Source organism: Thioclava sp. F36-6 (assembly GCF_002020305.1).
GTDB classification, from domain to species: Bacteria; Pseudomonadota; Alphaproteobacteria; order Rhodobacterales; family Rhodobacteraceae; genus Thioclava; species Thioclava sediminum.
Window position 1 is genome coordinate 1,274,313 of the sequence record NZ_MPZX01000002.1, and the last position, 13,743, is coordinate 1,288,055.

Genomic DNA, 13,743 nt, shown 5'->3' on the forward strand with positions numbered 1-13,743 from the left:
TTAAAAGGTCAGTTTGCGCTGTCGGGCGCGGGAGTCGGCGCGTTCTCGGGCGCAGCTTCAGCGGGCGGCGCGATCGTCTCCGCCACCTGATAAAGCCGCCAGTCGTCCTGCCGGAAATGCCGCTCCGCGATCTGGCTGAGACCGTCGGCGCCCTCGATCGGCTTCGCTGCGAGGATCAGACCGCCGGGATGATCCGCCATCCAGCGCCCCAGATCGGCGCTGTTGTCGAGCACCGTCACGGGTTTCTCAAGCCGCGCGACGAACGAGAACTGTCCCGCATAGCCGCGATCGGTGGTGGCCACACCATTCTCGGAATGAGAGGCGATCAGGCTCGCGATCGGGGCCGGATCGTAGACTTTCCAAAGGATCGGCCAGACCATGATCTGAATGGCGATCAGCACCAGCGGCGCGACAAAAGCTTCGGCGAACCACCCCTGCCGCGCTTTCAGCACGATCAGCGCACCACCCACGAGAAGCGCCACACCCGCGATCACGAAGAGCCACGAGCCGGTGCCTTCAGGCAGATCCGGGAACGCCCCGAAATGCACCGATGCCGCGGCAATCGCCGTCGCCACGCCGGGCAGAAGCCACAGCAGCCGCAGCCAACGCATCCGACGCTCCGCCGTGGGCAGCAGCCCCGACAGGATCAGCGCCAGCGCGGGCAATTCGGGCACGAGGTAATGCGCCTGTTTGCCCGAAATCAGCGAGAAGGCGACAAAGGCGGTGACGAACCAGACCGTCGCCAACCGTGAACCCGCATCCTCCCACAGCCGCGAGGGTTTGAAGGTGGCCAGCCCCGCGCGGCTCCAGCCCCACGGCCAGAGGAAGAAGGGCAGCAGCGCCACGAAGAACCAGACCGGGCGGCCATGGGCGAAGCTTTCCACCATCCGCCCGGCGCTTTGCTTCCAGAGGATCTGCTCGCGATATTCCGCGCCACCGAAGATGATCGCCGGACCGAGCCACAGCAGCACGATGCCGAAACCGATCAGAAAACCGATCCCGATCCGCGCATACCATTGCTTCAGCGCGGGCCGCTCCGCCCCCGTCGCCCAAAGCGGCATCAAAAGCGCGGTCGGCAGCACATGCACCAGGATCACCGGCCCCTTGGCGAAGACGCCGAAGGCCAGCGCGATACCAAGCCCGATCACCGGGGCGAAGCGCTCCGTGTCGCGCATCGCCCAGACCGCGAGCATCCCCAGCAGCGTCGCCGCCGTCAACATCGTGTCGAACATCGTCGTCGAGCCGAACAGCAGGAACACTCCGCTCGTCCCGAGGATCAGCGCGGCGAGCCCGGCGCGCTCGGGTTCCTCCGGCCAGAGCCTGCGCGCGAGCATCGCGACCAGCCCGACCGACAGCAGCCCGAAGGCGGGCGCGACCAGCCGCGCCGCCCATTCGCTGGGGCCCGTGACGCTCCAGACGATATTGATGAGCCAGAACAGAAGCGGCGGCTTGTCGGAATAGATCGCGCCGTTGAGATGCGGCACCAGCTTGGAGCCGCCCTGCCACATCTCCCAGGCGACCGTGACATAACGCGTCTCGTCGATCGCCATCAGCGGACGCATGATCATCAACACCACCGCGCTCAGCGCGAAAAGGAAAAGCGCCCCGATCAGGGGAACGCGCCAAGCGGTCGAACTCATAGGCGTGTCTTTCTGTCGTCTGTGTCGAAGGGTTCCATACTGCTTGACCCCCGAATGACCTCGCGTGTCAAGGCGCACGACCATCACGGCTTCAGGATAGGCGCTCAAAACTAATTAATAAAAACTTGGAACTGCTCGGAGAGGGGCGACGTTGGATGTCCGAAGATACAGAAGGGAGACACGTACCATGAAGAAGATGTTCCTCATCCTGCCGCTCAGCGCCACCGTTGCCGTTGCAGGCTGCCAGATGTCGCAACAAGACCGCGCTGCCGCGACCGGCGGTGTTGCCGGTGCCGCGATCGGCGCTGCTGTTTCGGATGACGGCGACCGCGTGCAGAACGCCGCGATCGGCGGCGCAGTCGGCACCGTTGCCGGCGCTCTGATCGGCAAAGCCAACCAGCCGGGTCAGTGCCGCTATCGCGACTCCTATGGCCGCGAGTACATCGCGCCCTGCTAAGGCCCCACCACAGGTAACCTCGAAAACCGTTCGGACCCTCATCCGAACGGTTTTTTCATGCGCGCATGGCGGGATGTCCCGCAGACGTGACAAGCGCGGATTGTCGCACGCCATTGCCGCAGACCCTCTGCCCGGCTATCTCCACAGCCAAGCGCGACAGAGGAAAAGACCCCAAAATCCCTATGACAGACGCCACGACCGAAGCGCCGAAACCGAAAGCCGTTCTTGCCCGTATCGCTCAGCCGGTGGCGGGGAAGTTGAAGCTCGCCGGTTGGCTCGGAGTGGCCTCGGCGTTGATCTGGCCCGCACAAGCGGCGCTGATCGGGCTGGTGCTGGGCGATCTGGTAGCGCCCGGGGTAAGCCCCGCGCTTTCGCCGCTTGCCGGGGCCGCTGGTTTCGTGGCGCTGGCGCTCGTGCGGATCGTGCTCGACTGGATTTCGCAGAAGCTTTCCGCCGATGCCGCCGAGGTCGTGCTGCGCGAGAGTCGCGAGAAATTGATCCGAAAGGCGCTGCGTCAGGCCAGCGGGGCCGCCGCGCTGTCGCCTGCGGAACTGGCCTCGCTCTCGGCGGAGAAGCTCGGCGCACTCGGTCCTTGGGCCACGCGCTACCAGCCCGCCTTCCTGCGCGCCCGGATCATTCCCCTCGCTTTCATCCTGCTCGCCGCCACGCAAAGCTGGGCGGTCGCGGGCATCTTGCTGATCGCCGGGCCGCTGATCCCGCTCTTCATGGCGCTTGTGGGCATGGCCGCGCAGGACGCCTCGGAAAAGCAGATGGTCGAGATCGGCTCTCTGAACCGCCTGCTGATCGACCGGATCGCCGCGATCACCGATCTGCGGCTCTTGGGCGCGGAGGCCCGCTCGCGCGCCGATCTGGAGACCAAATCCGAAGACCTGCGCGTCCGCACGATGGCGGTTCTGCGGGTGGCCTTCCTCTCCTCGACGCTTCTGGAACTGTTCGCCGCAATCGGCGTGGCGCTGGTCGCGGTCTATGTCGGCTTCTCGCTGATCGGCTGGATGAATTTCGGCACATGGGGCAGCAAGATGACCCCGGCCGAGGGGATTTTCCTGCTGATGATCGCGCCCGAATTCTTCCAGCCGCTGCGCGATCTGGCTGCCGCATGGCATGACCGGGCCGCCGCTCTCGCCGTCGCCTCCGAGCTGGAGACGACCGAGACCGAAATCGCCAAGGCCAACACGCTGATGGGCACCGGCGGCGAAGGAACGGCGCCTACGCTTGGCCCCCTGCACTGGCACGGTCTGCAAATCCGCCCCGGCGAGGCCGCCGATCCGATCCCCCTGCCCGATGGCGACATCGCGCCGGGCGAGGCCGTGGCGATCACCGGGCCGTCGGGCGCAGGCAAGACGACGCTTCTGACCGCGCTGGTCGGGTTGATCCATCCCGAGGCCGGGGAGATCACGCTGGGCGACACCGCGCTGACCGAGCAAAACGCCGATGACTGGCGCGCGGCCTTCGGCTGGATTCCGCAAAGCCCGCGTTTCGCCGATGCGAGCCTGCGCGAGCTGATCACGCTGAACCGTCCCGGCGATCTCGATGCGGCGCTGGACGCCGCGCAGGCGACCGAGGTCGTCGCGGGCCTCCCCGGCGGGCTCGACGCCCGGCTGGGCGATATGGGCGGCGGCGTCTCGGGCGGCGAGGCGCGGCGCCTGCTGATCGCGCGGGCCCATTACGCGGGCCGCCCGATCGTGCTGGCCGACGAACCGACCGCCGATCTCGATGCCGAGACCGGCGCCAAGGTGATCGCGGCACTGCTGGCGCTGCGCGCCCACGGCACCACCTTGATCGTCGCGAGCCACGACCCCGCGCTCGTTGCCGCGATGGACCGCCAGATCGACTTGGAGGGCGCAGCATGAAAACGCTTCTGACCCTCACCGCCCGCCTAATCGCCGATCAGAAATGGGCCTTCAGCCGAGGGCTCGCGCTATCCTTCCTCGTGCTCGCGATGGGGGCGGCGCTGCTCGGCCTGTCGGGCTGGTTCATCACCGCCTCGGCCTTGGCCGGGATCACGGGGCTGGGCCTCAACTTCAATTTCTTCACCCCCTCGGCAGGCGTGCGCGGGCTGGCTTTGGGCCGCGCGGTCTCGCGCTATGGCGAACGGTTGCTGACCCATGACGCCACGCTGCGCGCGCTGGCAAAGCTGCGCATCGACTTGATGGATGGCGTCTCCCGCCGTCCGCATGAGGAGCAGGCGCGGCTGCGCGGTGCGCAGGCGCTGAACAGGATCACCTCGGATGTGGATGCGCTGGACGGCGTGCTGCTGCGGCTGGTCATCCCCTTCCTCGCAGGCGGCATGGTGCAGATCGCGGCACTTCTGATGCTGTGGTGGCTCGAAGGGCTGCCGATCGGGCTGGCGGTCTTCCTGATCTACCTGCTGGGCGGCGGGCTCGGGCTGATCTGGGTGGCCCGCGCCGCCCGCCACGATGCCCGCGCCGCCGAAACCGCGCTGCAAAACATCCGCCGCCGCGCGCTGGAGACGATGCGTGCGCGCGCCGATCTGGCCGTGGCCGGACAGTTGGAAACCGCCACAGCGCAGACCTTGGCCGAGGTCGAGGCCGAGGCGCTGGCGCGGCGCAATCTCGAGGCGCTCGACCGGCGCGTGGGGGCCGTGATTTCGGCAACCACCGCGCTTGCCGGAGCCGCCGCTCTGGCTATCGCCGGGCAAATGGCACTGGCGGGGCAGATCACGCCTGCCCGCGCGGCGATGGGCCTGTTCGTGGCACTCGCACTGGCCGAGTCGCTGATGCTGCTCCGTCGCGGCATGGCCGAGATCGGACGGATGCAGGAGGCGGGCGCGCGGGTCATGGACCTGACCGATACGCCCGAGCGCCCCCAGCCCGACGGCCACGCCCCCACCGATATGGACGCCCCGCTGATCGAGTCGCGCAACGTGGCCTTCACCCGTGCCAAGAGCTCCGCGCCGCTCTTTTCCGATCTGACCTTTAGCCTCGCGCGTGGCGAGACGGTGATGCTTGCCGGACCTTCGGGCGCGGGGAAATCCACCGCGCTCGCCGTGCTGTCCGGTCTTCTCAAGCCCTCCGGTGGCGAGATCACGGTGAAGGGCCGCGCGCTACCCGACTGGCCGGAAGGCGACCTGCGCGATGTGCTCACCATGGTCCCGCAGCGCAGCCAGCTGATCGGCGGCACCATCGCCGAGAACCTCGCGCTCGCCCTGCCGCCCGAGGCGGAGCTCGATGAAGACGCGGCTTGGGCCGCGCTGCGCGCCGTCGCGCTCGATGAGGTGATCGCCGCGCGCGGTGGCCTCGAGGCACGGCTTGGCGAAGGCGGCACCGGACTTTCGGGCGGTCAGACGAAACGTCTGGCGCTGGCCCGTGCGGCGCTGCGCCAGCCCGACATCCTGCTGCTGGACGAGCCGACCGAGGGGCTCGACGCCCCAACGGCCGCCGCGACTCTCTCCGGATTGCGCGCGCTTTTGCCCAACGCGGGCTTCCTTCTGGTCTCTCATCGCCAGACCGACCAGAGCGCCGCCACGGGTACCATCGCGCTGAAATGACGCACGACCTGCGACAATAAGCCCTTAATTTCATGTGACATATTGTCGTTCACGGCTCTTCACACCTCCGTGCGACACATCGTCAATTTGATTTGGCTCAATGTCAGGCGCAGACCGCCCGCCCATAAGCTGCATCCAGGAATAATATTTCCGAGAAACTCGGCTTTTGGCGAGGTCGGGTGCAAGTAGGGAAACGGAGAACGAGAATGGATTTCGGGATCGTTGAGCTGTCACGGCTGCAATTTGCCATGACCGCCATGTATCACTTCCTCTTCGTGCCGCTGACGCTTGGTCTATCGATCATCGTGGCGATCATGGAGACGGTCTATGTGATGACCAACCGCCCCATCTGGCGGCAAATGACCAAGTTCTGGGCCACCCTGTTCGGCATCAATTTCGTGCTGGGCGTGGCCACGGGCCTCACGATGGAATTCCAGTTCGGCATGAACTGGAGCTACTATTCGCATTACGTCGGCGACATCTTCGGCGCACCGCTCGCGATTGAGGGCCTGATGGCCTTCTTCATGGAAGCGACCTTCGTCGGGTTGATGTTCTTCGGCTGGGAGAAGCTCTCGCCGGTCAAGCACATGGTCGTCACCTGGCTCGTCGCCATCGGGTCGAACTTCTCGGCGCTCTGGATCCTCATCGCCAATGGCTGGATGCAGAACCCGGTCGGGGCGCATTTCAACCCGCTGACGATGCGGATGGAGATGACCTCCTTCTTCGACGTCGTGTTCAACCCCGTTGCCCAGGCCAAGTTCGTGCACACGGTGTCGGCAGGCTATGTCACGGCGGCTGTCTTCGTGATGGGCGTGTCGAGCTGGTACATGCTCAAGGGCCGTCACTTCGAACTCGCCCGCCGCTCGATCGCGGTTGCGGCCGCCTTCGGCCTCGCCTCGGCCCTGTCGGTCGTCATCCTCGGTGACGAGTCGGGCTACGAGACGACTCACAACCAGAAAATGAAGCTCGCCGCGATGGAAGCGATGTGGGAGACCGAACCGGCCCCCGCCTCCTTCACTCTCTTCGGCATTCCCGATCAGCAAGATCGCGAGACCAAATACGCGATCCATATCCCGTGGGTGATGGGCCTGATCGGCACGCGCTCGCTGACCGAGCAGATCACCGGGATCGACGAGCTCGTGAAAGGCTCGGAAGAGCGGATTCGCAACGGCATCGTCGCCTATGACGACCTGCTGAAAATCCGCGAAGCCAAGGGCGACGTGTCCGCCGATGTCGAGAAGCAGTTCAACGAGAATGTCGGCGATCTGGGCTATGCCTATCTGCTCAAACGCTACGTAGACGACCCGCGTCAGGCGACCGATGCGCAGATTAAGATGGCCGCGGATGACACCGTCCCGACGGTCTGGCCGATCTTCTGGTCCTTCCGCCTGATGGTGGCGCTTGGCTTCTCCTTCATCGCGCTGATGGTCTACTTCTTCGTCGTCTCGAACTGGAAGGGCATGCAATATCCGCGTTGGGCGCTGCGTCTGGCCGTGATCGTCATTCCCGCCCCGTGGATCGCCGCGGAACTGGGCTGGTTCACCGCCGAGTTCGGACGCCAACCCTGGACGGTGGACGGCGTGTTGCCAACGGCACTCTCGGTCAGCCACCTGTCGGTGGGCGACCTGCTGTTCACGCTGCTGGGCTTCGTGGCCTTCTACACCGTGCTCTTCGTCATCGAGATGGGCCTGATGATCAAATACATCAAAAAAGGCCCGTATCAGGATGTCGAGGTCACTCAAGAGTGGCTGCAGCGCCATGACGACCGCCTGTCCGGTCGCGACGGCAACGCCCCTGTCACCATGCCTGCGGAGTAAGAACCAATGATCCTCTATGAACTCATCCCCCTCGACGTTCTGCGCGTCATCTGGTGGCTGCTGCTGGGCGTCCTGCTGATCGGCTTCGCGCTCACCGACGGCTTCGATATGGGCGTGGGTGCCCTTCTGCCCTTCGTCGGCAAGACCGATAGCGAGCGCCGCGTGGCGATCAACACGGTCGGCCCGGTCTGGGAAGGCAACCAGGTCTGGTTCATCCTCGGCGGGGGCGCGATCTTCGCGGCCTGGCCACCCCTCTACGCGGTGAGCTTCTCGGGGTTCTACCTCGCGATGTTCCTCGTGCTCGCGGCGCTGATCCTGCGCCCGGTCGGCTTCAAGTATCGCTCGAAGCGCGACTCGGCGGCATGGCGCAACGGCTGGGACTGGGCGCTCTTCGTGGGCGGCGCGGTGCCGGCACTGATCTTCGGCGTCGCCGTGGGCAACGTCCTGCAAGGCGTGCCCTTCGAGCTCAACGACATGCTGATGCCGCTCTATCCGGGCAACTTCATCATGAAGCTGCTGGGCCTTCTGAACCCCTACGCGCTGCTGGCGGGCGTGGTGTCGCTCTCGATGCTGATGACGCACGGCGCGGCGTGGCTCTCGGTGAAGACCGAAGGCGCGGTGAAGGTTCGCGCGACCGAGATCGGCTCCGTTGCGGGCATGGTGGCCTTCGTGGCCTATATCCTCGCGGGGATCTGGCTCGCTTTCGGGATCACGGGCTACCACATCACTTCGGTGGTGCCGGACAACGGCCCCTCCAACCCGCTCTTCTCGACGGTCGAGCATAGCGGGAGCTGGATGCAGGCCTATGCGGACCGCCCGTGGATCGCGATTGCGCCGATCCTCGGCCTCGCGGGTATCGCAATGGCGGTACGGGGGCTGCGCGCCGGGCGCGAAGTCTCGACGCTGCTCTGGTCGAAACTGGGCATCTTCGGCGTGATCTCCTCGGTCGGCCTGACGATGTTCCCCTTCATCCTGCCGAGCTCGAAAATGCCCGACGCGTCGCTGACGGTCTGGGACGCTTCGTCCTCGCACCAGACGCTGTTCATCATGCTCGTCTGCGCGCTCATCTTCATGCCGCTCATCCTCGCCTATACCGCATGGGTCTATAAGGTCCTGTGGGGCAAGGTGACGGTCGAAGATGTCGAGCGCGACAGCCATACCGTTTACTAAGGAGACAGACAGATGTGGTATTTCGCATGGATCCTCGGGCTTCCGCTGGCCGCTCTGGTCGCCGTCGCCAACGCGATGTGGCTCGAGATGCAGAACGACTGCAAGATCGCCGGTGAGTGCAAGGACGACTGACCTTGCCCGGCAGACAAACGCGAAAGGCCGCCTTCGGGCGGCCTTTTTCATGGGCGGATCGTGAACACAGCGCGACGCTAGGGCAATCTGCACGCACCGCTAGCGCAAACAGTCGAAAAGACGTGACGTTTCAGGGCCAAAACGAGGCGTTTTCCCCCTGTCCCTTCGCCCTTTGCTCTTGTAACAAAATTGCCGAATGAATCCGTTCGCCGCAATTTGGCGGACTACACAAGGGAGACACGCCATGAAGGTTCTCGTGCCTGTGAAGCGCGTGATCGACTATAACGTGAAAGCTCGCGTGAAAGCGGACGGAAGCGGTGTCGATCTCGCCAATGTCAAAATGTCGATGAACCCGTTCGACGAAATCGCTGTCGAAGAGGCGATCCGTCTGAAGGAGAAGGGCGCCGTCGAAGAGATCATCGCGGTCTCGATCGGCGTGAAGCAGGCGCAGGAAACGCTGCGCACCGCGCTCGCGATGGGTGCGGATCGTGCGATTCTCGTGGTCGCCGCCGATGACGTGCAGACCGATATCGAGCCGCTGGCCGTTGCCAAGATCCTCGCCAAGGTCGTCGAGGAAGAGCAGCCCGGCATGGTGATCCTCGGCAAGCAGGCGATCGACAACGACATGAACGCGACCGGCCAGATGCTGGCGGCGCTTCTGGGCTGGGGTCAGGCGACCTTTGCCTCGGAAGTCGTGGTCGAGGGCGAGGCCGCGAAGGTCACCCGTGAAGTCGACGGCGGTCTGCAGACCATTGAGGTCAAGCTGCCCGCGATCGTCACCACCGACCTTCGTCTGAACGAGCCGCGCTACGCGTCGCTGCCGAACATCATGAAGGCGAAGAAGAAACCGCTCGACGAGAAAACCGCCGACGACTACGGCGTCGACGTCTCGCCGCGCCTCGAAGTGGTGAAGACCACCGAGCCCGAAGCGCGTCAGGCTGGCGAAATGGTGCCGGATGTCGACACGCTGGTTGCGAAACTCAAAGAGAAGGGGGTCGTGTGATGGCCGTTCTGCTGCTGGGTGAAGTGAATGATGGCGAACTGTCGGTCGACGCGACCGCCAAGGCCGTCTCCGCCGCAAAATCACTGGGCGATGTGACCGTGCTCTGCGCGGGTGCGTCTGCCGCTGCCGCGGGTGAAGCCGCCGCCAAGATCGACGGTGTCGCGAAGGTTCTCGTGGCCGAGGACCCGTCGCTGAGCCACCGTCTGGCGGAGCCGACCGCCGCGCTGATCGTGTCGCTCGCAGGCGACTATTCGCATATCGTGGCGCCTGCCACGACCGATGCGAAGAACGTGATGCCGCGTGTCGCAGCCCTGCTCGACGTGATGGTGATCTCGGATGTCTCCGGCGTCGTCGATGCCGACACGTTCGAGCGCCCGATCTACGCGGGCAACGCGATCCAGACCGTGAAATCGAAGGACGAGAAGAAGGTCATCACCTTCCGCACCTCGACCTTCGACGCCGCTGGCGAAAGCGGTTCGGCTTCGGTCGAGACCGTCGCCATGTCGGACGCGCCCGCTCTGTCGAGCTGGATCGAAGACAAGGTCGCCGAGAGCGATCGTCCGGAGCTGACCTCGGCGAAGATCGTCGTGTCGGGCGGCCGTGGCGTCGGCTCGGAAGAGGACTTCAAGGTGATCGAAGCGCTGGCCGACAAGCTTGGCGCTGCTGTGGGTGCCTCGCGCGCCGCCGTCGACTCGGGCTTCGCGCCGAACGACTGGCAGGTCGGTCAGACCGGCAAGGTCGTGGCTCCCGAGCTCTACATCGCCTGCGGCATCTCGGGTGCTATCCAGCACCTCGCCGGCATGAAGGACTCGAAGATCATCGTCGCGATCAACAAGGACGAAGAAGCCCCGATCTTCCAGGTCGCCGATTACGGCCTGGTCGCGGACCTCTTCGACGCTGTTCCGGCGCTGACCGAGAAGCTCTGATCCGCGGAAGGGGCGCTGCCCCCCGCAAGAGTTGAACCAAGTCGAAAGGGCGGGGAATTTCCCCGCCCTTTACTGTTAGAGAAATGGCCGCAGCGCAGTCGCGAGCGCCGCGGCGATCTCCTCATGCACCAGCGGCCCCGGCACCATTTCCGCCGCAGGCTCTTCCAGTGCGGAGAAATGCATCCCCGTCGTGCCTGCACTGCGCGCCGCCACCGAAGGCTCGACCCGCACAATATCGGCCACGAGCGGTCGCAACGTCTCCACCATCGCCTCCGTCACCATCAGCGGCTCGTGTCCGAGCGTGTCGCTATGGTCCGGATCGTGGAATTCGCCCAGCCACAGCAGCAGCTTGCGCCCCTTGATCTTGGCCAGAAGCGCGGTCATCCGCTGCTGCCATGCCTCCTGCAATTCGACCTCAAGCAGTGCGAACTTCTCGGACTCGCGTTCTTTCAATGCGCTCAGCATGTGGCGCGTGAAGTTGAACTCGGTGAAATCCACGCCGCGGAAGATCGAGCGCATCAGACTCGACGCCCGCAGGAAGCGGTCATTGCGGCGCGGATGCACCGCATAGAAGCGGTTCGACATGTTCTGTGCACCGAGCAACTGGATCACAGTGACCTTCGCGGCCTCTGACGCGGCGGCCAATTGCGGCTCGTGCAGGAACACGTCGATCCCGGCATTCAGATAGCCGAAATTCACCACCGGCATCTCCAGCCGCGCCTCGAGCAGCACGGGCCAGGGATGCTCCACGAATTTACCATAGGTCTCCGTCCCGCCCATCGCGGCGATGAAATCCCCCTGCAGCGCACGACGCGGCCCGCGGAACAGCAGTTTGGATTTCCCGTATCTGCACGGGAAGTAATCGAGGGCACCATCGCCCGTATATTCGAAAGCCATTATCCCACCTCAGTCTGTGTTCGACTCACCCGAGGCCAGATTGCGCCCAAATTCTTGCCAAACGGCTAATGTTAAAATGATCTCAGCCCTGCGTTTCGCTTGCATGGACCGAGCGGAGAACTATGGTCAGGGCGCAAAGCGTGAGAGGGAAAATTATGGCGATCGAGAAAGTGGGCATCGTGGGTGCAGGGCAGATGGGCAATGGCATCGCCCATGTCTTCGCGCTGGCCGGATATGACGTTCTGCTGAACGACATCAGCGAAGACGCGCTGACGAAGGCGCTCACCACGGTTACCAAGAACCTCGATCGACAGGTGTCGCGCGGCAAGATCTCGGAAGACGAGAAAAACACCGCGCTGAAGAAGATCACCACGACCACGAAACTGAGCGATCTCGGCCCGACCGATCTGGTCATCGAGGCCGCAACCGAGCGCGAGACGGTCAAGCAGGCGATCTTCGAAGACCTGCTTCCGCATCTCAAGCCGACGACGATCCTGACCTCGAACACCTCGTCGATCTCGATCACCCGGCTCGCCTCGCGCACCGACCGACCCGAGAAATTCATGGGCTTCCACTTCATGAACCCGGTCCCGGTGATGCAGCTGGTCGAACTGATCCGCGGCATCGCGACCGATCAGGAGACCTACAAGGCGCTGCACGAAGTGGTGGAAAAGCTCGGCAAGACCGCCGCGTCTGCCGAAGATTTCCCGGCCTTCATCGTGAACCGCATCCTGATGCCGATGATCAACGAGGCGGTCTATACGCTCTATGAAGGCGTGGGGAACGTGCGCTCGATCGACGAGTCGATGAAGCTCGGCGCGAACCATCCGATGGGGCCGCTGGAGTTGGCGGATTTCATCGGGCTCGACACCTGCCTCGCGATCATGAACGTGCTGCATGACGGGCTGGCCGATACCAAGTATCGCCCCTGCCCGCTTCTGACGAAATATGTCGAAGCCGGCTGGCTCGGCCGCAAGACCGGGCGCGGCTTCTACGACTATCGCGGCGAGGAGCCGGTGCCGACGCGCTGAGGCGCGGCGCAAGTGAGAGGCACTGCCCCTCGCGCTTTGCGCTCACCCCGGGATATTCCGGGCAGTTGGAAGACCGGTAAGGTTTTCTAAACCCTGATCCCCTTAAATGGTCTCACGGAACAGGCGGGGACGCCGATGACCGTGCAGTTGGAAGCGCCCGGTTCGCCGCCACCTAAGGGGCGCAACCGGGCGTCTTTCTTTCCAACTGCGTCAAATATCCCGGGGGGGCGGCGAAGCCGCGGGGGCAGAGCCCCCTCCACCAGTCGCCTTACAGCGCTAGCGTTTCCGCCCGCAGATCCGCGAGGAACTTGCGCGGGTTCTGCAGCGCCTCGGCGATCTCGTCTGCGCTCTTCGCCGGACCAATCGCGGGGCTCTGCGGCTTGTTCAGCGCGCGTTTGATCTCGTAGAGCAGAAGCCCCTGCCGCACCGTCGCGCTGAGCTTGTTGGCGATCTGATAGGCGCGCGAATTCTGCCCCGGGAAATGGATCGGCAGCACCGAGGCGTTCGACCGGGCGAGCATCTTCGCGGTGAACGGGTTCCATTCCTGCTCGATCACCGGGCCCATCAGCGTCTCGGAATGCGCCACCTGCCCCGCCGGGAACAGCACCACCACGCCGCCACGCTTGAGCTGCGCCATGCAGGCGGCGCGCATCTTGAGGCTGTCTTCGCGGGCGTTCGGCTCATGCGGGAAGGGCACGGGCAGCATGTATTGCTCGACTTCGGGAATGCCGGTCAGCAGCGAGCGGGTGAGGATCAGGAAATCGTCGCGCACCTGCCCGATCAGGTAGGCCAGCACCATCCCGTCCACGAGCCCATGCGGGTGGTTGGCGACGACCACCAGCGGGCCCTCTTTCGGGATATGCGCAATCTGCTCGGGCGGCGTGGTGACATCGATCCCCATCACGTCGAGCGCCTGCGGCCAGAACTCGGCCCCGACCGGCGCGCCGCGCTTCTCGAACTTGCGGATCAGATGCAGAAGCTGCGCTTTCGCGGTCAGCCATTCCAAAGTGCGGATCGTACCAACCTTGAACGGGTTGGAAAACGTCCCCGCATAGGACAGGCGACGCTTGTCATACGGCTTCGATACGGCTTGCGCGGCTTCGATTGCGATCTCGCTCTCTTGGTTCATTGGGCGAACCCC

Annotated in this window: 12 protein-coding genes; 9 read left to right on the top strand and 3 right to left on the bottom strand. The window is 64.6% G+C overall.

Features of this window, described 5'->3' with window-relative positions:
* Positions 1-8: 8 nt before the first annotated feature.
* The gene (locus tag BMI88_RS13345) at positions 9-1,640 is read right to left on the bottom strand and encodes a glycosyltransferase family 39 protein (protein ID WP_168173982.1); all 1,632 of its coding nucleotides are present in this window, start codon (positions 1,638-1,640) and stop codon (positions 9-11) included.
* A gap of 187 nt (positions 1,641-1,827) precedes the next feature.
* Between BMI88_RS13345 and BMI88_RS13350 the strand changes: the two genes are divergently transcribed.
* The 8 genes from BMI88_RS13350 to BMI88_RS13385 all read left to right on the top strand — a co-directional run bounded on the left by BMI88_RS13350 (position 1,828) and on the right by BMI88_RS13385 (position 10,674).
* Positions 1,828-2,097, top strand: a complete 270-nt coding sequence (locus tag BMI88_RS13350; protein ID WP_075776878.1) for a YMGG-like glycine zipper-containing protein — start codon at positions 1,828-1,830, stop codon at positions 2,095-2,097.
* A gap of 182 nt (positions 2,098-2,279) precedes the next feature.
* Positions 2,280-3,968, top strand: a complete 1,689-nt coding sequence (gene cydD, locus BMI88_RS13355) for a thiol reductant ABC exporter subunit CydD (RefSeq protein WP_078549385.1) — start codon at positions 2,280-2,282, stop codon at positions 3,966-3,968.
* A complete protein-coding gene (locus tag BMI88_RS13360) occupies positions 3,965-5,626 on the top strand; it encodes an ATP-binding cassette domain-containing protein (RefSeq protein WP_078549387.1) in 1,662 nt (553 codons plus the stop codon). Before cydD ends, BMI88_RS13360 begins: the two co-directional genes overlap by 4 nt.
* A 206-nt stretch (positions 5,627-5,832) precedes the next feature.
* Positions 5,833-7,443, top strand: coding sequence for a cytochrome ubiquinol oxidase subunit I (locus BMI88_RS13365; RefSeq protein WP_078549389.1), 1,611 nt, complete (start codon positions 5,833-5,835; stop codon positions 7,441-7,443).
* A 6-nt stretch (positions 7,444-7,449) separates the two neighbouring features.
* Positions 7,450-8,613, top strand: a complete 1,164-nt coding sequence (cydB, locus tag BMI88_RS13370) for a cytochrome d ubiquinol oxidase subunit II (RefSeq protein WP_078549392.1) — start codon at positions 7,450-7,452, stop codon at positions 8,611-8,613.
* 12 nt (positions 8,614-8,625) lie between these two features.
* Positions 8,626-8,745, top strand: a complete 120-nt coding sequence (gene cydX, locus BMI88_RS13375) for a cytochrome bd-I oxidase subunit CydX (protein ID WP_078521427.1) — start codon at positions 8,626-8,628, stop codon at positions 8,743-8,745.
* Between the two features lie 244 nt (positions 8,746-8,989).
* A complete protein-coding gene (locus BMI88_RS13380) occupies positions 8,990-9,748 on the top strand; it encodes an electron transfer flavoprotein subunit beta/FixA family protein (protein WP_078521428.1) in 759 nt (252 codons plus the stop codon).
* Positions 9,748-10,674, top strand: coding sequence for an electron transfer flavoprotein subunit alpha/FixB family protein (locus BMI88_RS13385; RefSeq protein ID WP_078549394.1), 927 nt, complete (start codon positions 9,748-9,750; stop codon positions 10,672-10,674). The genes BMI88_RS13380 and BMI88_RS13385 overlap by 1 nt, the downstream gene beginning before the upstream one ends.
* A gap of 75 nt (positions 10,675-10,749) precedes the next feature.
* Here BMI88_RS13385 and BMI88_RS13390 read toward each other — a convergent pair whose 3' ends face one another.
* Positions 10,750-11,571 carry a DUF6473 family protein gene (locus BMI88_RS13390; RefSeq protein WP_078549396.1) on the bottom strand — a complete coding sequence of 274 codons (822 nt, stop codon included), beginning with the start codon at positions 11,569-11,571 and terminating at the stop codon, positions 10,750-10,752.
* A gap of 155 nt (positions 11,572-11,726) precedes the next feature.
* Here BMI88_RS13390 and BMI88_RS13395 point away from each other — a divergent pair, with 155 nt between their 5' ends.
* On the top strand, positions 11,727-12,602 hold the full coding sequence (locus tag BMI88_RS13395) for a 3-hydroxybutyryl-CoA dehydrogenase (RefSeq protein ID WP_078521434.1): 876 nt from the start codon (positions 11,727-11,729) through the stop codon (positions 12,600-12,602).
* Positions 12,603-12,870: 268 nt separating this feature from the next.
* On the opposite strand, the gene BMI88_RS13400 is transcribed toward BMI88_RS13395, so the two are convergent.
* A complete protein-coding gene (locus BMI88_RS13400) occupies positions 12,871-13,731 on the bottom strand; it encodes a lysophospholipid acyltransferase family protein (RefSeq protein ID WP_078549398.1) in 861 nt (286 codons plus the stop codon).
* Positions 13,732-13,743: the final 12 nt, after the last annotated feature.